Source organism: Spirosoma sp. KUDC1026, from assembly GCF_013375035.1.
Classification (GTDB): domain Bacteria; phylum Bacteroidota; class Bacteroidia; order Cytophagales; family Spirosomataceae; genus Spirosoma.
This window is the reverse complement of the sequence record NZ_CP056032.1, coordinates 1,766,375-1,785,485: the sequence shown is the minus strand read 5'-3', so window position 1 is coordinate 1,785,485 and position 19,111 is coordinate 1,766,375. Positions and strand designations below refer to the sequence as shown.

The 19,111-nt window shown below is 48.1% G+C and carries 19 protein-coding genes and 1 tRNA gene; 13 read left to right on the top strand and 7 right to left on the bottom strand.

Features of this window, described 5'->3' with window-relative positions:
• Positions 1–10 precede the first annotated feature (10 nt).
• From HU175_RS07670 to HU175_RS07660, 3 genes are all read left to right on the top strand, one after another.
• Positions 11–892: an MOSC domain-containing protein gene (locus HU175_RS07670; protein WP_176566030.1), complete on the top strand. Its 882-nt coding sequence runs from the start codon at positions 11–13 to the stop codon at positions 890–892.
• Positions 893–921: 29 nt separating this feature from the next.
• A complete protein-coding gene (locus HU175_RS07665) occupies positions 922–1,845 on the top strand; it encodes a hypothetical protein (RefSeq protein WP_176566029.1) in 924 nt (307 codons plus the stop codon).
• Between the two features lie 84 nt (positions 1,846–1,929).
• On the top strand, positions 1,930–2,322 hold the full coding sequence (locus tag HU175_RS07660; RefSeq protein ID WP_176566028.1) for a VOC family protein: 393 nt from the start codon (positions 1,930–1,932) through the stop codon (positions 2,320–2,322).
• 78 nt (positions 2,323–2,400) lie between these two features.
• On the opposite strand, the gene HU175_RS07655 is transcribed toward HU175_RS07660, so the two are convergent.
• Entirely contained in the window at positions 2,401–3,336 is a 936-nt protein-coding gene (locus tag HU175_RS07655) for an alpha/beta fold hydrolase (RefSeq protein ID WP_176566027.1), read from the bottom strand.
• A 111-nt stretch (positions 3,337–3,447) separates the two neighbouring features.
• On the opposite strand from HU175_RS07655, the gene HU175_RS07650 reads away from it, so the two are divergent.
• The 4 genes from HU175_RS07650 to HU175_RS07635 all read left to right on the top strand — a co-directional run bounded on the left by HU175_RS07650 (position 3,448) and on the right by HU175_RS07635 (position 6,704).
• Positions 3,448–3,639, top strand: coding sequence for a hypothetical protein (locus HU175_RS07650; RefSeq protein WP_176566026.1), 192 nt, complete (start codon positions 3,448–3,450; stop codon positions 3,637–3,639).
• A 284-nt stretch (positions 3,640–3,923) separates the two neighbouring features.
• Positions 3,924–4,000: transfer RNA gene (locus HU175_RS07645), tRNA-Asp, on the top strand.
• A 114-nt stretch (positions 4,001–4,114) separates the two neighbouring features.
• Positions 4,115–5,269, top strand: a complete 1,155-nt coding sequence (locus HU175_RS07640; RefSeq protein ID WP_176566025.1) for a tyrosine-type recombinase/integrase — start codon at positions 4,115–4,117, stop codon at positions 5,267–5,269.
• A gap of 260 nt (positions 5,270–5,529) precedes the next feature.
• A protein-coding gene (locus tag HU175_RS07635; RefSeq protein WP_410528578.1) for an IS3 family transposase occupies positions 5,530–6,704 on the top strand; the annotation gives its coding sequence in 2 pieces (ribosomal slippage) (positions 5,530–5,824 and positions 5,824–6,704; 1,176 coding nt in all).
• A gap of 120 nt (positions 6,705–6,824) precedes the next feature.
• On the opposite strand, the gene HU175_RS07630 is transcribed toward HU175_RS07635, so the two are convergent.
• From HU175_RS07630 to HU175_RS07610, 4 genes are all read right to left on the bottom strand, one after another.
• Positions 6,825–7,957 (bottom strand): IS3 family transposase gene (locus tag HU175_RS07630; protein ID WP_410528567.1). Its coding sequence is split into 2 segments (ribosomal slippage): positions 6,825–7,702 and positions 7,702–7,957, totalling 1,134 coding nucleotides; the frame shifts between segments, so codons are not numbered across the junction.
• Positions 7,958–8,387: 430 nt separating this feature from the next.
• A complete protein-coding gene (locus tag HU175_RS07620) occupies positions 8,388–9,056 on the bottom strand; it encodes a hypothetical protein (protein ID WP_176566024.1) in 669 nt (222 codons plus the stop codon).
• 20 nt (positions 9,057–9,076) lie between these two features.
• Complete coding sequence (locus HU175_RS07615) at positions 9,077–9,664, bottom strand: recombinase family protein (RefSeq protein WP_176566023.1); 588 nt, start codon at positions 9,662–9,664, stop codon at positions 9,077–9,079.
• A gap of 13 nt (positions 9,665–9,677) precedes the next feature.
• Positions 9,678–10,454 carry a hypothetical protein gene (locus HU175_RS07610; protein ID WP_176566022.1) on the bottom strand — a complete coding sequence of 259 codons (777 nt, stop codon included), beginning with the start codon at positions 10,452–10,454 and terminating at the stop codon, positions 9,678–9,680.
• A gap of 387 nt (positions 10,455–10,841) precedes the next feature.
• On the opposite strand from HU175_RS07610, the gene HU175_RS07605 reads away from it, so the two are divergent.
• A complete protein-coding gene (locus tag HU175_RS07605; protein WP_228724358.1) occupies positions 10,842–11,591 on the top strand; it encodes an IS5 family transposase in 750 nt (249 codons plus the stop codon).
• Positions 11,592–11,857: 266 nt separating this feature from the next.
• Here HU175_RS07605 and HU175_RS07600 read toward each other — a convergent pair whose 3' ends face one another.
• A complete protein-coding gene (locus HU175_RS07600) occupies positions 11,858–12,295 on the bottom strand; it encodes a hypothetical protein (RefSeq protein ID WP_176566021.1) in 438 nt (145 codons plus the stop codon).
• A gap of 400 nt (positions 12,296–12,695) precedes the next feature.
• Between HU175_RS07600 and HU175_RS07595 the strand changes: the two genes are divergently transcribed.
• The 5 genes from HU175_RS07595 (at position 12,696) to HU175_RS07575 (ending at position 17,804) form a co-directional block, all read left to right on the top strand.
• The gene (locus tag HU175_RS07595; RefSeq protein ID WP_176566020.1) at positions 12,696–13,796 is read left to right on the top strand and encodes a Nif3-like dinuclear metal center hexameric protein; all 1,101 of its coding nucleotides are present in this window, start codon (positions 12,696–12,698) and stop codon (positions 13,794–13,796) included.
• A 16-nt stretch (positions 13,797–13,812) separates the two neighbouring features.
• Positions 13,813–14,565 carry a zinc ribbon domain-containing protein gene (locus tag HU175_RS07590; protein ID WP_176566019.1) on the top strand — a complete coding sequence of 251 codons (753 nt, stop codon included), beginning with the start codon at positions 13,813–13,815 and terminating at the stop codon, positions 14,563–14,565.
• A 92-nt stretch (positions 14,566–14,657) separates the two neighbouring features.
• A complete protein-coding gene (locus HU175_RS07585; RefSeq protein WP_176566018.1) occupies positions 14,658–16,127 on the top strand; it encodes a tetratricopeptide repeat protein in 1,470 nt (489 codons plus the stop codon).
• Positions 16,128–16,370: 243 nt separating this feature from the next.
• Positions 16,371–16,901: a YbhB/YbcL family Raf kinase inhibitor-like protein gene (locus tag HU175_RS07580; protein ID WP_228724357.1), complete on the top strand. Its 531-nt coding sequence runs from the start codon at positions 16,371–16,373 to the stop codon at positions 16,899–16,901.
• Positions 16,902–16,973: 72 nt separating this feature from the next.
• Positions 16,974–17,804 (top strand): helix-turn-helix domain-containing protein, encoded by an 831-nt coding sequence (locus HU175_RS07575; protein ID WP_176566016.1) that lies wholly within the window; start codon positions 16,974–16,976, stop codon positions 17,802–17,804.
• Between the two features lie 99 nt (positions 17,805–17,903).
• Here the strand turns inward: HU175_RS07575 and HU175_RS07570 are convergent, their stop codons facing one another.
• On the bottom strand, positions 17,904–19,094 hold the full coding sequence (locus HU175_RS07570) for a phosphoglycerate kinase (protein WP_176566015.1): 1,191 nt from the start codon (positions 19,092–19,094) through the stop codon (positions 17,904–17,906).
• Positions 19,095–19,111 lie beyond the last annotated feature (17 nt).

The following is a 19,111-nucleotide window of genomic DNA, read 5'->3' as shown; positions in this document are numbered from 1 at the left end:
TCCCGGCGACATGACTGTTTCAGAACTTTACATCTATCCCATCAAATCAATCGGTGGCATTTCGATTGCCGAAGCCACTGTCGAAGGCAAAGGCTTTCGGTATGATCGCCGGTTCATGCTTGTCGAACCAACCGGCGACGACAAGCCCTGGCCGTTTATTACCCAACGTACTCACCCGCAGATGGCCCTGATCGACGTAGCAATTGACAACGCCAGCTCAGACGACGCCCAGTTACGTGTCTGGCATCGACAGCGGCCGGACGACGTACTGACGCTACCGCTGGTTCCGGCTTCGGAAACGGTTACCGAGTCCGTCCGGGTTTCGATCTGGGATAGCCTCGATGTTGCGGCCGTTACCGTCAGTGATGCCGCCGATCGTTGGTTTTCGGCAGCGCTGGGCTTTACCTGTCGGCTCGTTTACATGCCCGCAACCACCAATCGGCAGGTCGACCAGCAATACGCAAAACCGGGTGATGCGGTCAGTTTTGCCGATGGTTACCCATATCTGCTCATCAGCCAGTCGTCGCTTGATGAACTGAATCGCCGGTTGTCCGAACCGGTTGAGATGCGACGCTTCCGCCCGAACATTATCGTCAGCGGTGCGCAACCAAACGAGGAAGACGCCTGGCAGCAGTTTCAGATTGGCGAACTGGACTTTTACGGAGTTAAGCCATGCGCTCGCTGCGTACTCACGACCATCGATCCGGAAACTGCTCAGAAAGGAAAAGAGCCGCTGGCGACGCTGGCGACTTACCGGCGCTGGAATAAAAAGATTCTGCTTGGTCAAAACGTCCTGACGAGCCCAACGGCAACGGGCGTAGTGCGCGTTGGCCAGCCCGTTACTATTGTCAACCGACAGGAGCCCTGGCTGGCCCCGCCGGTTTCTCTATAGCCATCCTATGCATCACTAATCGTTTTATTTTGCTGACACCGCTACGTAACGCTTATTACCTGAGTTTTCCCGTCGTGCTGGGAGCGGTGCTGTCGAATCGGATGGCGACCCAGCTTTCTATATCCCAGCTTAACGCAGCCCGGCTTAACGTAGCCCGGCTTGACGTAGCCCGGCTTGGGCTCGATGAAGCTCCGAATAGTAAAGCCCTTCTCACCGACGTTACGCCCGTTCACTGGGCTACACCGATTGTGCTGGCGCTCGTTGTGTTCATGATTTACACCGTCGACCGGTTACTGGATGGTCAGAAAATAGGCGAACCGCTTACGGCCCGGCATCATTTTCACCGGCGTTACGCCCCCCTGCTCTGGCGCGTCATTATCGGGGCCGCGGCCCTGGCCTTTTTCCTGGTCTGGTTTCTGCCGTCAAGTGTCGTCAAATTCGGCATCGTACTCGGCGGAGTCTGCGCGGCTTATCTTATTGCGGTCTTTCGGCTTCCGGCGCGGCATTCGGCGTTGCTGCTTAAAGAACCACTGGTAGCATTATTATACTCAGCTGGTGTCTGGGGAAGCGTGTGGGTCCAGCGTCCAACGACCAGTGGCATTGAAATCACAGAGTTTATTATGTTTACCGGCATCGCGTTTCAGAACCTGCTTCTGTTTGCGGTCATGGAGATGCGGGAGCTGACCAGTCAGGATGTGTTCTCGCTGGCCAGCGCCTGGGGAACGGAGCGCTGCGATACAATACTGCGGTGGCTTACCTTCCTAATCGTAGGTACGGGCATTACGCTCTGCTTTCTGACCGGCGACCGGTTTGCCCAGCGCTCATCGCTGATGCTGGCGATTATGAGCCTGATGCTTTACATCATCCAGCGCTATCCAGCCTATTTTCTCAGGAACGAGCGCTATCGCTGGCTGGGGGATGGGGTATTCTGGCTGCCAGCACTGGTGCTGTAGGGGACAATCAGTGCGGTAATGAAGCACCAGTTCCAATCAATGCAGGTGTTGCAATGCGGTCCATTTAGTGCCGAATTTTGCGCCATGCATATCGAACACATGGCCATCTGGGTACTTGATCTGGAACGGATGCGTACGTTCTACGAAACGTACTTTAACTGCGTAGCCAACGACAAATACGTTAATACCACCAAGAATTTCTCGTCTTATTTCCTGTCTTTCCCATCAGGTGGGGCTCGTCTGGAGTTAATGCAGATGCCCGGTATCCCAGCCTCCGATAATGATGCCCTGACTCAGTTCACGGGGCTTATTCATTTTGCCATTTCGCTCGACAGCGAATCAGCCGTTGACGATCTTACCAATCGCCTTCGACAGGATGGCTACACCATAGTTGGCGAACCCCGCCGAACAGGTGACGGCTATTACGAAAGCATCATTTTCGATCCTGAGCAGAACCGCCTTGAACTGATGGCCTGATCAAGTAGAGTTGACCCAACGCTGGTAATTCTATAACCAGACAGATTGTCGTCAAAGCTTTGCCAGCATTTTTTGTGCTTATTTCGCAGCAACCACCTGCTCGCTAACCGTTTCTTTCACGTCGCTTCGGGTGAGAATATCGAGTAATATCTCAGAGATATACTCGCGCTTGTTTATAACAATATCGTGCCGATTTTCGGGCAGCAGAAATTGGCGCATCTGTGCATTCACCAGATGATGCTGGGCGAACGTAACGTTGGATGGGTATACCAATTCATCCCGCTTGCCATGCAGCATCGTAATGCCAGCTTTGATCTTAGGCCAGTCGGGAAGAATGGCTTCCAGTGCCTGCCGATGAGACAGTTTTTCGTCGTTAGCCAGACGTAACAAGGGTGGAATTCCCCAGTGGAGCAAAGGGCTGTCAACCAGGTAACTGATCCCGTACGTTCGCTCCAGCCCCGGCCCGAGCGCCGACGACACGAAGACCACATGATCTACCGCATTAGGGTTGTTCATGGCTAATCGCGCCGTTACCGAACCACCGTACGAAGACCCAACGATCATCAGGTAAGGCGCTTTTTTGTAACGCTCGATGAGTGGCTGCAGAAATTTTGCCTGTTTTACAATAGACGTTTCGACCCAGCCAAAATCCGAATAGCCATAGCCCGGCCGATCAACCGATACCAGTTGCGCCCGATTCAGCAGGGCCGTATCCTTGAAAAAAGCGTTGAAAAACGAGAGCGAACTGGGAGCACCGTGCACGAATAAAACGACCGGCAGCGCCGAATCGCCCGCCAGTGCGGGTGTTTCCATAAACCGGATGGTCCGCTGACGATCCCCATCTCTGATTTGATAACGGTGTACGGTAGGTTGGATGCGCTGACCACTGAACTCATCAGCCAGGTCCTGATCCGTTTGGCGGAAATCGATGAACCAGGCCACCACAACCGCACCAACCGCCAGTACCAACAGGATAAGCAACGCCCAGCGCAACGCGCGTAAGAATTGTTTCATAAAGACGTAGTGTACTAAATACAATGCAATTCAGAAGCCAAAGGTTTGGGGAAAGGCAATAAACCTTTTGACCGACGGACTGTTCTGCAGTAAGAACAAACCCCAAACGTTATGAAAGAACGAGCGGATGCCCCAACCGAAGTCAGCCAGGTTGACCTGGATCGCCCGAACCCCGATGTTCCCGGCGATACTGATATTGACTCTTACGCCACCCGGCAGGAAACACTGGACGCTCTCCAGGCAAACGACGCCGAAAAAATGACGCCTGACGAAGCTAATGAACTGAGCGAGGAAGAAGAATAGAACGAACCATACGTCTGCCCGATAGCGGCTGTTCCCAGGAGGGAACAGCCGCTATTTTTATACTAGCTCGGAGCCCTCCTGTTCAATTGCCGGAACATGCATCAATTCGCGCTGTAAACACCGATTGCCAATTTTTACAACTCAAAACAAGCTGATTAACAGCCAGTATAGCCTATTCCGAATAAAAAACACGATTTTTTTTCAGTTATCTGCTTGCGTTGAATCCCTAAACACTCTACTTTTGTGCCACGATAAAGGTCAGCAACAGCAGCCAATATCAAAATGGTTCGGTAGTTCAGTTGGTTAGAATACCTGCCTGTCACGCAGGGGGTCGCGGGTTCGAGCCCCGTCCGGACCGCCAAACTGAGAAAAAACCGCTTTAGCAGCACGCTGAAGCGGTTTTTTCGTTTCAACACACCTTCAACAAGCCCCAAAAGACACCTTTTGGGGCTTGTTGTTTCAACATCCTGCCAACATGAGATTCAGTTATAAGCTGCGCATTAATAAGCAGCGAGTTCGGCCCGATGGTACGGCCGCCCTATTCTACCAAGTGATCATCGAGACGAAAAAGACCACGGTACCACTCAACCTGTACTGGCCTGCCGAAAAGTTCGACGATGACAAGTCAGCAATTATGCCCCGCCAGCGGAACGACTCGCTGCACAACGACTACACGCTGGAGATTGACAGAAAGGGTAGCCAGATCAATGAAGTGTTTATATGGGCACGTCTCGCCCAGGTGCCACTCACCACGGAGATGTTCCAGCGCGAGCTGGCCAACCAGCAGTCACGCCATGACTTTCTGGCTTACTGGGAGCGTAAGATCGAGGAACGCTATTCAAAGGGTCTGATCAAAAAAGCCAGCCGGATCTCCCAGAAAGCATCGCTGGGTACTCTGAAGGAATACACTCAAGATCTTTCCTTCAATCAACTTACCCCCCAGTTCCTGGATGAGTATAAAGCCTGGCTGTTTCGCCACGTCGGATCGGGAAACACGGTCTGGAAAAAGCTGAAGGATATGCGTACGTATGTGAATACAGCCGTAAAGGATAAGTACGTATTCACGTATCCATTTAAGGGGTTTAAGATGCCAGCCACGTCCGGCCGGATTGATTACCTAAACGAAAAGGAGTTCTTAGCGCAGAAGGCTCACTTCTATTCCGACGAACTAGATCCAAAGCACGAGACCACCTTACGGGCGTTCCTGTTTGCCTGCTATACAGGTCTCCGGATCAGCGACCTCACGACAGTGACCTGGAAAGAAGTACGTCGGGAAACGCTGGTATTTAAACCCTTCAAGCGGACCAGAGATATTATGGAAGAGATTAAACTACCACTTCACGAGCAGGCCCTGAAGCTGATTCCAACAAAGAAGGGTGTTTTGATTCCCAGCGTAGTTGAGCAGAGTATGAATCGGACTATCAAAGTTATTGCCGGTCGACTAGGCATCGACAATAACCTGTCCTTCCACTGGGCGCGTCATACGTTCGCTACTCGGTTCCTTCGTCACGGCGGGCGTATTGAAGTATTGCAGCAACTGCTTGGCCATAAGAAGATCGATACAACAATGATATATGTCCACGTCGACGATGAGCGGAAGCGGAAAGAGATCGACCTTATGCCTGAATAATTTTATCCAAAACCGACTAATCTTCTTTAGTTAAAATTTTTAGACATCATTATTTTCCCAATAACCACTACCACTCTTTCTTACTTTGTTTATTTCGTTTAGTATACGCTTGTACTTTATAGAATTTACAGTTAGTACATAGGAAGCAGATATTAATATAAGAGACAATAATATGCCACCATCAACTGTAGTGCTCCCCTAAACTTGGACAGTAGTGATAAGTGTAAAACCAATAACTTAGACCTACAAAATGTCCAACCATGGCCAAAACAACTCGGCGTGTTCACGACGCCCAATTCAAGACCAAAGTGGTCTTGGAAACATTAAAGGGGCACAGAACACTGGCTCAACTCAGCAGCGAATTTGGCATTCATCCCACCCAAATTACCCAGTGGAAACAACAAGCCTTAGAGGGATTACCCACTCTGTTCAATGGGCCGGCAAATCCGTCAATTCCCGACCACGAACGGGAGCAGATCGAAGCCCCTTTGTTTCAACAAATCGGGCAACTCAAAGTCGAGAACGATTACCTCAAAAAAAAATTACGAACCAGTTAGTCGGTGATCGAAGACAATTGATCGATCCTACTCATGATCGGTTAAGTATTAGCCAACAGTGTGATTTACTGGACATCGCTCGCGCCAGCTACTACTATCAGCCCTTGGGTGAGTCAATAGCGAACCTGGCGTTAATGGCACGGATCGACAAACTCTTCACTGACCGGCCAGAGCTGGGCGTTCGCCGAATGCAGCAAGAACTAACCACAGCAGAATTTCCCGTAAACCTAAAACGTGTACGGCGGTTGATGCGGCTTATGAGCCTGGAAGCGATCTATCCTAAACCAAATTTATCAAAGCCTGCTGAAGGGCATCAAATTTACCCTTATCTATTAAAGGATGTGGCTATTGAAGGGGCTAACCATGTTTGGTCAACGGATATAACATACATTCCCATGGCCAACGGCTTCTTGTATTTATGTGCAGTCATCGACTGGTATACCCGATTTGTGCTGAGTTGGCGTTTATCGAATACTTTATTAGTTGATTTTTGCCTTGATGCTTTACAGGACGCGCTGAAGCAATGGGGTAAGCCTCAGATTTTTAATACTGATCAAGGTAGCCAATTTACCAGTCCACGTTTTTTAGCCCCCTTGCAAGCGGCTGGAATACAAATCAGTATGGATGGCAAAGGACGAGCTATCGACAATATTTTTATCGAGCGACTGTGGCGAACAGTCAAATACGAACATATCTATTTACATGCTTACCCGGACGGTTTAGCTTTGGAACGCGGTTTAGCGAAGTACTTCCATTTTTACAATTATGGTCGTAAACACCAGTCTCTGGATTACCAAACCCCAGCCCAATGGTATATTGAGGGTGGAAAGGGGAAGAAAAATACAATTTCTCAGACGGCTGGTATCATCTTAAATTGACCCGCTAACTGTCCAACAGTTGGGGAGCACCATCAACAGTATTAATAGGGTCCCTCTACACTGCGCCCTTAGAACTGGACCACTTTACTGAATAACGAAATTGTTAGTTGATCTGATTTCCTACTTGGTTTGACTGCTTTTTATTCCCTTTAATACCTCTTCAGGCGTTCGATAATTCAGCGACTGGTGAAAGCGCCGACAGTTATAAAACTCGAAATAAGCTTGTAAGCCTGCCTCTAACTGCCAGCCATCCTGGTAGGCTTTCAGATAAATATCCTCATATTTTACGCTTCGCCAAAGCCGCTCTACGAATATGTTGTCCAATGCCCGCCCTTTGCCGTCCATTGAGATGCGAATGTTCTGATCGAGCAGGACACTTGTAAAATCATCCGAGGTAAATTGACTGCCTTGATCGGTGTTAAAAATCTCGGGTTGAGGATAGCTCCCTAAGGCCTTTCGTAACACGCCACAACACCAATCAGCCTCCATGGTGTTGGAAACGGACCAACTTAATACGTATCGACTATACAGATCGATGATGGCCATCAGGTACATATATCCGGTCGCCATGGGTACATAGGTAATGTCAGTAGCCCAAACTTGGTGGACCCGCACAATGACCAACCCCCGCAGCAAATAGGGATAAATTCGGTGGCCTATGGCCGGTTTCGAGGTGTTTATTTTAGGATAAATGGCTTCTATGCCAAGTATTTGCATGAGACGCCGAACGCGTTTGTGATTGACACAATAGCCTGCCTTTGCCAGGGCTACCTGCATCTTGCGGTACCCGTACTGCGGAGTTAGCAGGTACTGCTCATCCAGCAAACGCATCAGTAGTAAATCGTCTGATGTGGCTACTACCGGTTGGTAGTAATAGGTTGAGCGGGGCAATCCTACCCACTGGCATTGTTGGCGAATGCTAGTTGATAAAGCTGCATCAAGCAGTGATCGTCGCTGCGAAAGACTCATGGCGTCAACTTTTTTTTGAAAAAAGTCAGTTCCATTTGTAATCGTCCAATCTGCTCATAGAGCAAGGCGGTTTCGGGTTCTGCGTTGGTCGATGTGGGTTTGCAACCTGCCTCGAAAACGGAAGCGGCCCCCTGTAGGAATTGCCGCTTCCAGTCACTGATCTGATTCGGATGAAGCTCGTGGCGTTTGCTGATGACAGCCAATGTATCCTTTTCTTTAAGGACTTCAAGTACTACCTTGAGTTTGAATTCAGAGGTAAATTTACGTTTGCTCTTGCCTTTCATACGGGACTAAATTTAGCCCGTTATCCAATTTAATTAGTGGTCTTAAAAACGGGGCGCACTATACTCCTTATAATACTATAAGAAGCAAAAAATTCTTTGTTCATCCTTATAGGGGGAGTACTCTCATTAAAAGCAAAATCTAAATATGTATAATTTTTTTGCAGGTTTTTGAATGAAGAATCAACCTTAAAATAACTATACTCATTAATATATATACTCTCAAGCCTCATATCATTCCTCTTGATTTCCAGATCACTCAAAATATTATCTTCCCTAGTAATTTTTCTGTTGAGTGCCCTTAAATCTACAGACCTATCAAATATACTAGTACTCATAAATTTTTTATGAAGACCATCTCTTACTTTTTTTTGCTCTTCAATTCTTTTATCAATTTCATTGATTTGTAATTCTTTATACTTCTTTACACTATCTATCCTAAAAATTTTCCATTCAAATAATAATCCTTTTTAAAGTTATAATCTTCGTTATTACCTATATCTTTTACTGGAATAAAAACAAAAACAACCAATATGATTGTAACTATCCACGCAATAATAGCTGCATATGGTGGCACTATGTCTTCTTTAGATTTTATTACATTAACCTTTCCTATATTAGCTATTCTATGATTAATTGTAAAAATCTTGCTGATACTCAATTGATTTTCGTCAATATCACACAAAGATTGAAAGCAAAAGAAATCTTCATTCTTAAATAAATCAGTATTAAATATTATCTTCTTTTCGCTCAAATCTACATTCACATCTAGATCTGTTGTCTTCCTTATTATCTTACAGTCTTTCCATTTTGCGTTATTATCTAATTCTATATACAAACTTTTGGTAATATCATTCTTCGTTATATCCTTGTCGCCAAAACAAAACACGTAAGCCTTAATAAGAAACAGATTACCTCTCACGTTTTCTCCCTTGTAAGAAATATCTATTCCACTTATGTTTCTTGTTATATCTGCATATAAATTTATCACCTCTTCAATTACGAATATCAAACGAGTCGGCGGAGTTTTTATTGATTGTACAAAGGATAAAACACCAAAAAAAATAGTCAATATTGTTCCAATTATAAATTCTATATTCATTTTGTTCGCAGTGATTTTTATTAAATCGAGTTTTTGTTAGCGATAGAAACACCTCTATATTCTAGATATTTATATACTGTCTGCCGTGAGATACTCAACTCCTCTGCAATTAACTTTATCGCATAGCCTTCTTTATATAACGATTCAGCCACTCGAGCAGTCCGCTGAGCCTCTTCTGTCAATCCCTTCGGTTTGCCACCAGTACACCCCTTTAGTTTGGCTGCTGCTAACCCGGCCATTGTTCGCTCTCGAATCTGAGCACGTTCAAACTCAGCCAGACTGCAAAAGATATGAAAGATTAATTTGCCGGCGGGTGTGCTGGTGTCGATCTTATCATTAATACTTGTGAAGGATATGTGCTTATCGGAAAATAGGTTGACCAGTTCAACCAAGTGAGCTAGATCCCGGCCAAGTCGGTCAAGTTTCCATACAACTACCTCGTCTCCAGGTCGAAGAATTTCCAATATCCGTTGGAGTTCTGGTCGATCTTTTATACCACTACTAACTTTCTCTTGGAATACTTGGACACAACCTTCATGTTGTAGAGCCTGTAATTGCAAGTCTAAGTTCTGATCAATGGTTGATACCCTTGCATAGCCAACTTTCATATACTTTTTTTATTTACGATTCCAAAATGCCTTTGATATACTCTTCAAAACTAGTAGATGGGTCCAAGGCAATTCTGGTGAAGAACTTAATAGCTTCTTTAAAAGCTTCTTTTCTTACTTCAGTGTAAACGTCAAGACCAGCTCTACGGGCTTTTGCCCACAAGTCAGCTAACTTCCTATTTACTTGTGCTTGTGTTTTTTTGGTCTGAGAAGCCTTTAGTTTTCTAGCCTCGCCAATGACTTCTTGGATTTCCTCCTTTTTAGATTCATCCGAATCATTCGATTCTTGAGCTATCTCTAATCTTTTAATAACATCATCGAGATAAGCATCTAAGAATAGTTGAAAGGGTAGCGGATAGCTATGCTTATCTTCTAAATTCAAATCTTCATTGAGCATCTCGAAGTAGGCATACTCATCCTTCTCATACTCTTCTAGTATGACATCTTCTCTTGGAGCCAATTCACCCACATAAAATGAAATCTCTTCTACCAATTTATGCCAGCTAATTAGTGAAAGATAAAAATTATCTTCAACAAACTTAGTTTTGGCTACTCCAAGATCTGTAGAACTTGCCGGCCGGTATTCGATATGATATACAGTATGATCATTCTGCAGTGTAACGTTAGTGAGAGCAAAATAGAAAAGAGCATCTGGGTATTCATATTCTATATAGCGCAAGTACTCCGGATTCTCGACTTCGTTATATCCACTTAAATCCAAATTTTTCGCTTTATGTATAGCTCGAAGAAATTCCAAAGTTTGGGTTCTATCAAATCTAAACTTACTCATATGTGTCTGGCGTGTGTAAACAATATCGTGTCTTTTCAAATATAACCTTACACGCAATTCTTTACAAGTAAATTTTACGAGTTCCCTGATTGACACAGGCAGAGTACTTTATTTTGCGATTGTAAAAAGAAACGACCTTTTTGGCTGACACAAAGCAGTCTAACCAGTTGGCCGGGCTACTTCGTTTTATGAGTTCGTTGTTTGATCAATGTATTCCGTCCGGACCGCCACTGAAAAGTAAAGGGTTACATCAGCAATGATTGTAACCCTTTTTTATTGGTGTTCATTTAGGTATACCAAAGAGATCCGCATTACTCTAAGAACGTGTTGGGGAATTGAAGAAGGTTGAGAGTCGTGTCAACTTTGTATCGACCAAAATGCAAAGTAATGACCAAACAGTGGGAGCCACTGACCGACCCTCAATGGGCGGCAATATCGCCTTTTTTTAATCTCACACGCAAACGAAAAGTTGACCTCCGAGAGGTTGTCGATGCCATCTTATGGCTGCTGCGTACGGGTACACAGTGGCGTAACCTGCCCACTAAGTGGCCGCACTGGCAGGCCGTCTATTATTACTTTGACGAGTGGAAAAGCGCCGGAACCTTTGAGCGAATGAACCTTGCCTTGAATCGGCTTGATCGGCAACGAGAGGGCCGGAAGGCCAATCCATCTGTTTTATGCATTGACTCCCAGAGCGTTAAATTGGCTCCTTTCATTTGTGAATATCGGGGCTTGGATGCAAATAAACGGGTTAATGGCCGCAAACGGCAGTTGGTTGTTGACACCCAAGGGCGGTTGTGGGCCGCTGATGTTCATGCGGCTAATGAAGGCGACGGGCCGGGGGCCATCCCAGTGATTAGGGACATTTTGTGGGGAGCCAGCGAGCGACTGGAGAAAGTGTATGGCGATCAAGCCTACAACGGCGTTTTCAAAAAAGCACTTGGGGCATGGAGCATTGATTTTGAAAAAGCTTCGCGGGCCGAGTCAGCGAAAGGGTTTGTTCCAGTAGCAAAACGGTGGGTGGTGGAGCGCAGTATTGCTTGGACGAATCGCTCGGGCGACCCCGTTCTTTCGTCGGTTAGTAAAAGACTACGAATACACGCTGAGTTCATCGATAAACTGGCTTTATTTGGCTAATATTCAGCTTATGCTACAGCGAATGTCCTCAAAATCAGTCGCCTAATTCCCCAACAGGCTCTAAGGTAACCTTCTCTAGCACACCTAAAGCGTTCACGCGCAATCTGCCTCAACTAAGATTGGTTGATTATACGCAAGTTCTGTATTACAGGTCTTCCTGGGAAACGATGACAGAGTTATTCAGGCTGCTTACTTGAACCCTGGCATCGTTTCCCAAGAGATTTTTGTATTTGTTAAGGAGTTTGAGCCTGAAACCGCCCTAGTATTTACGCCAGTTTTAAAGCAGGCACGATTAATTCCCATTTGCGCTTATCCCAAAAGCGATGCCACACTCCCACTTCATCGAATTTATAGAAGCCAGACTTTCTTTCATGCTTCCCCGGTATTATAAGTGTCCAGCAGTCTGTTCCCAAGAGCGCGGTTAGTTTGTGAATAGTACTCGCCTTTACGTCGTGAGTGGTACCCGGCAACCGCTTCATGGTCGTCAGGGTCAGTCTTCCATCTTCTTGAGGTTCAGCGATACTCTCGACATAGCCACCGGCTAAAATGCTTGTACGGAATGGCCAGGGATGGTCGTGGTAGTGTACATCGTTAGCAGCGGTGAAGTGGTGCAGTACCCGGCCATCGCCTAAATGGTATTTGGTGAAGGTCTTGTTCATACGTTCAATACGAACGATCCCTTCGGGAGTAGGAAATGATTGCATGCGTTTGTTTTCTCGAAGTTCCTGCTGGCTCAGACCAACCGGACGTGTAGTGTGTGCGACTCATGCGCACCTGCCTGCAAATATCGCGTCTTTAGCCTCTTTCCCGTCATAATATAGTATGGAGTAACTATCATTTTGATAAGAGGATGATCGTTGTACAGATCGCCCATAACGGATTTTGGCTTGTCTGGCTCAACAGGCTTTTTTCTCAACGCTGAAATCTTGCGCACTCAGATAGTCCGAGTTGAACCGGGCACGTTTAATGTCTATTCGATGAACTGGCTAATGCCATCAACGACCAGAAAATAACGCTCCCATCAGTCAATAATTGGTAAACGGGGTAATGAACCCCAACGCAAAAAAAAAGCTTGTATACCCATAGTCATTAACCTGTTTTTTTATGCCTCAGATCCGTCAGTTAACCGCCTATCTGGAAACGCTGGCCCCCCTCGCCTACCAGGAATCGTACGACAACGCTGGCCTGATTGTGGGCGACCCTACTGCAGACATCACGGGCGTACTGGTATCGCTCGACGCAACGGAGGCCATTATCGACGAAGCCATCGCCAAAGGCTGCAACGTTGTTGTGGCGCATCACCCCATTGTATTTAAGGGTCTGAAAAAGTTGAATGGTAAGAATTACGTCGAACGAACAGTGATTAAAGCCATCAAAAACGACGTAGCCATTTATGCAACACATACCAACCTGGACAGTGTACAGGGTGGCGTTAATTACAAGATTGCCGATAAACTAAGCCTGCAGAACGTGCAGATTCTATCGCCTAAAACCCAGGTGCTGAGCAAACTGGTAACGTTCACGCCCACGGCCGATACGCAGCGGGTGCTCGATGCGCTGCACGAAGCAGGCGCCGGTAACGTAGGCAACTACAAAAATTGCAGTTTCCGAACGGCTGGTACGGGAGCATTTAAGGCCAACGAGCAGGCGAATCCGGTTATTGGTAAGATTGGCGAGGACCATCTGGAACCGGAAGACCGGATCGAGGTGATTTTTCCGACCCACCAGCAGGCAAACATTCTGGCGGCTTTACGAAAAGCGCATCCGTACGAAGAAGTTGCCTATGATGTGTACGGCCTCGATAACCAGAATCAGGAGGTTGGCTCGGGGGCCGTAGGCGATCTGCCGGAGTCACTGGATGGCCAGGCTTGGCTGGCCTATCTGAAAGAAAAAATGGCCCTCTCCCTGATCCGGCATACGGCCCTGCTGGATAAACCCATTCAGCGAATTGCCGTTTGTGGGGGGGCAGGCAGTTTTTTATTAAATGATGCCCTACGTGCCGGAGCCGATGTTTTTGTGACGGCAGACTATAAATACCACGAATTTTTCGACGCCGATGGGCGGATTACGATCTGCGATATTGGTCATTATGAAAGCGAAGTCTTTACAAAAGAGTTAATTAGCCAGCATTTAGCTAAAAAATTCACTACTTTTGCGGTAATTTTATCGGAGACTGGCACAAACCCAGTCCGATACTTCGTATAGAACTAAATACATCCGAATGGAACTTACGATTGCGCAGAAATTAGATGCTCTTCTTAAACTGCAATCTCTTGATTCTCAACTAGACGAACTCATCAAAATCCGCGGGAGCTTACCGGAAGAGGTACGCGATCTTGAAGATGATATCGCCGGCTTCGAAACCCGTATTGGTAAGTTCCAGTCCGAAATCAAGACGCTGGAAGAAGAAGTCGAGCGCAACCGCGTTGCTAAAAAAGACGCTGAGAAGCTGATCACCAAGTACAAGGAGCAGCAGATGAACGTCCGCAACAACCGTGAGTTCGACGCGATCTCGAAGGAGATTGAGCTTCAGTCCCTGGAGATTGAACTGGCCGAAAAACGGACCAACGAATCGCAGTTCCGCGTTCGCGGTAAAGAAGAGGAAATCAAAACGACTCAGGGAGCCCTCAATGAGCGTAAAGAAGACCTGAAAGCGAAAAAGCAGGAACTGGATCAGATCACGTCGGAGAGCCAGGAAGAAGAGAAAGAAATCATTAAACAACGTGACGATCAGGCAACGACCATTGAATCGCGTTTGTTGAATTCGTACAACAAGATTCGCGGTAACGCGCTGAACGGTCTGGCGGTTGTGATGGTAAAACGGGGTGCCTGCGGTGGCTGCTTCAACGTAGTACCGCCCCAGCGGCAAGCCGACATCAAAGACAAAAAGAAAATCATCGTCTGCGAACATTGCGGCCGGATTTTCGCCGATGTTGAAGGCGTTCCCGAACCAGCTACCACGGGTCGTCGCTAAGCAGAAAGCTTGTCCGGTACGTACTGACAGTACAGAAAAGGTCGTCGTTCAGGCGACCTTTTCTGGTTTATTGATCACCTCTTCTTTTACCCATGCGCTACCTGCTTCTCGGTTTGCTGTGCATTCAGATGGCCTACAGCCAGAACGTTTCCTGGACTCCGGGACTGCGTCAGGCGTATGTGGACTTACAGGAACTGAAGGTGCAGCCCCCCCGGCAACGTATCGATCCCGAAAGCGCCGGCAATGGTGTCCGAATTTTTCTTGATGATTATGCCGATATGCTGACGCTCGTTACGTCGGACGACGACCGGCTCTTTGCCCAATACAGCGACCGGGAGGATGAACGACTCGATGCGCTGAATGACCTGGACAAAAACTCACCCTGGCAGCGATTTTTTCAGGCGGAAATTCGACTACACTGGGCCTTTGCCAAACTCAAATTCGGGAAAGAACTCAGCGCCAGCTGGGATGTTATCCGGGCGTATAAACTCCTGGCCGAAAATCAGAAGCGCTTCCCGACCTTTCTGCCGACGTATAAATCGCTGGGTACGTTGCACATCATGATCGGCTCCGTTCCGGAAAATTACGTCTGGGTGGCCAATCTGCTCGGTCTCCGGGGCAATAGTCAGCAGGGGCAGCAGGAACTTCAGCGGGCGCAGCAGGACCCAACGTTTGGTCTGGAAGCCCGCCTGATTGATCTGATGGTTCGGGCGTACGTACTGACGTTTACGGAGGCCGACGAACAAACGCTACGTCAACTCGTCAGCGCCCATCCCGACAACCTGCTTCTGCACTTTTTCGGGGCAACGATCGAGCAGAAAGCAGGTCACGGCGAAAAGGCCCTACGGTACCTGGCCAGTCGTCCAACGGGGGCGGCCTACCAGCCGCTGCCCATCATCGAAAATATTCTGGGAGACTTGTTTAGTCAAAAAGGGCAATACGTAACGGCCCGCTCGCATTACGATCAGTTCCTCCGCACGTACCGGGGCCGCAATTTTCTGAAGGATTCGTATTACAAACTGTTCCTCTGCCATTGGCTGGCCAACGAGCCCGACGAGAAAACACGTCCGCTGCTGCAAAAAGTAATCACGGTTGGCCGCACCACGGTTGAGTCGGATAAGGTCGCGCAGAAGTTTGCCGAAGCCTATCTGAAACGGGGCGGTTCGGCTGGTCAGAAAGTCCTGATGCGCGCTCGATTGTCGTCCGATGGCGGCTTCACCGACAGCGCCCTGACGTATCTGCGTCCCTACACCGAAGCCAGCTTTTCGACAACGGCTGAGAAAGCCGAATACAACTACCGCCTGGGCCGCATCTACCAACGTCGGGACGAACCCGACAAAGCCATTCCGGCTCTGCTACGCTCTCTGGCCATCTGCGAAACCGCACGAGATGAGCAATTGTCCTTCGGTGCTACGTCGGCCCTGCAGTTGGGCTATATCTACCAGCAAAAAAACGACCGCCCTCGCGCACGATCGTTCTTCCAGAAGGCGCTCAGCTTCAAGCACCACGAGTATAAAAACAGCATTGACAACAAAGCGAAGGCGGGGTTGAATGGGTTGTAGTGGTTTATAGAATTCTAACACCCTGGCGCCTACTTATCAGACTGGTACCGAGCTTTACCTACTGTCCAGACGTGTCCTGTTTGTAGTCAGGGCCTGATTTAATACGGTAACAAGTCAACCGGGAGACATATACGAGTCAAAAACTTGAACGTTTAGCAACACTTTCTGAACGATTGCCTATCGTTTTCTGCCCGTCATCGCACCGACCTTTGTGCAGTAATTCAACATTAAATCAGTATGACGATGGCAACAGAAACCGCAGCCAATCTATCAGATAGCAACCCATTGGCGCAAACATTTACGTTGAAGAGTAAGGAACTTGGTGGTCAACTGGCCAATAAGCACTACGCGAACGGCATGGGCTATACGGGTGAGAACCAATCTCCGCAATTGTATTGGGAAAACACCCCCGAGGGAACACAAAGTCTGGCGGTAACGATGTATGATCTGGATGCACTAACCGGCAGCGGCTTATGGCACTGGGTCGTGTTCAATATTCCGGCTGACGTACACGAGCTCAAAGCGGGCGCTGGGGACCTGTCAAAAACTCTTCTACCTGACGGAGCTGTACAAAGCAACACCGATATGGGAGCACCTGATTACATTGGCGCTGCCCCTAACGAAGGTCCGTCCCATCGGTACCTGATTACAGTCTATGCGCTCAGTCAAAAACTGGATCTGGATAAAAACGCTACGCCCGCTTTAGTAGGATTCAATATGCATTTTGCCACGTTGGCTAAAGCATCTCTGCTGGTGTACGGCCAGAAGCGATGACCAGCTGATGGAAACCTGCCCGGTATTTGCATAATTACCGGGCAGGTCCTTTTTTGTAAATTAGCGAAGTATATGAACGCTCAGAACGACCCAGAATCCATTTCAATCATTCGCTATGATTCTCAGGTTGCCAGCGTCAAGAATCGGATCAGCCTGCAGCAGAATCTGTTCAGTTTTCTTTTGGAAGGCGAAAAGACCGTTCAGTACGCCGGTACGACCGTACGGATCAGGCCCGACCAGTTTCTCCTGCTCTCGGCTGGCAATTGCCTGATGAGCGAAAAAATAGCAGCGCAGTCCGGTAATTACCGGAGCATTCTGCTCTTCTTCGACCCAAACGTACTAACCGATTTTTTCACCAGACATTCAGGAACGCTAGAACGTAAAGCCGACGGATTTCGTAAGGAACCGTTTCTGCTCTTTGACAAAGACTCCTTCCTGAATCATTTCATCGAATCGCTCAGCTACATGCTGGCCGGTGGTCAGCCAGTATCAGCCAATATGCGACTGGTTAAACTCGACGAGCTGTTGCTGTACCTGGGCGAACACTATCCCGGACAGTTACAAAAGCTTCGGTATATGAGTCAGGAAGCCGATGACGACAGGCTGATCCGGCAGGCGGTAACGGCCAACATTGGCAAGTCGGTTACGGTGGAGGAACTGGCTTTTTTGTGTCACACCAGCCTGTCTACCTTTAAGCGTCGGTTTGCCCGGGTCTATGGTACCTCGCCCAACAAATGGTTGCTGGAAAAAAGAATGCAGAAAGCAGCTCAGTTGCTGAAACAAGGCGACCATAAAGCCAGTGACATTTATTACGAGATTGGTTACGAAAACCTATCCAGTTTTATTCAATCATTCAAGCAGGTATACGGCGTTACACCCAAACAGTATCAGTTATCGAACTGAGTACGTAGCCGTCCTGCAGACAGTGTATGTCCATTAACAAACGAACAACCGCACTCGCGCACGGTTGTTCGTTCAGAAAGCATTACGTCAGTAGAAGCACTACGCTTCCAGCGCGGCAACACCCGGCAGGGTTTTGCCTTCCATATATTCCAGCAGGGCACCACCACCGGTCGATACGTAGCTCACGCGGTCGCCGTAGCCAGCCTGGTTCACCGCCGAAGCTGAGTCGCCACCGCCGATGAGCGAGAACGCACCGTTTTCTTCGGTTGCTTTCACCACCGCTTCCGCAATAGCGTTTGTCCCCGTCGCGAAATTCTCGAACTCGAACACACCCATCGGACCGTTCCAGAGGATCGTTTTTGAGTTTAGTACGACGTCCGTGAACAGCTTGATCGTTTCGGGGCCAATGTCCAGTCCTTCCCAGCCATCCGGAATTTCACCCGTTTTCACGGTCTGGCGGTTGGCGTCGTTCGAGAAATCGTCGGCGCAGACATTGTCAACCGGCATGTAGATTTTTACGCCTTTCTCTTCGGCTTTTTTCAGCAGTTCCAGCGCTAGATCCTGCTTATCGGCTTCGAGCAGCGATTTACCGATTTTACCACCCTGCGCCTTCGTGAAGGTATAGGTCATACCACCACCGATGATGAGGTTGTCGACCTTGTCCAGCAGTTTCTCGATGATCAGGATTTTATCGGAGATTTTCGCGCCACCCATAATAGCCGTGAATGGGCGTTCTGCTTCGTCCAGAATCTTTTTGGCGTTGTCCAGCTCGGCCTGCATCACGTAACCAGCTACGCGGTCGGTAAAGAACTGACCCATAACGGCCGTACTGGCATGAGCGCGGTGCGCCGTTCCGAACGCGTCATTTACCCAAACATCACCCAGAGCCGCCAGTTTCTTGGCGAACTCTTCATCGCCCTTCTCTTCTTCTTTGTAGAAACGCAGGTTTTCGAGCAGGAGAATTTCACCCGGCTGCAACGCTGCAGCCAGATCAGTAGCTGACTGACCGATGCAATCGTCAGCGAATTTCACCTCGCGACCAAAGGCTTCGTTCAGCGCGGGCAGAATATGTTTCAGCGAATATTTTTCTTCGGGACCGCCTTTTGGCCGCCCCAGGTGCGACATCAGAATGGCTGAGCCACCATCGTTCACAATTTTCATGACGGTCGGGATGGTCGCCTTGATGCGGGTATCGTCCGTGATGTTGAATTGTTTGTCGAGGGGAACGTTGAAATCCACCCGAACGAGGGCTTTTTTGCCAGCGAAATTGTAGGAATCTACGGTTTTCATGCGACTGCGTATGTCGT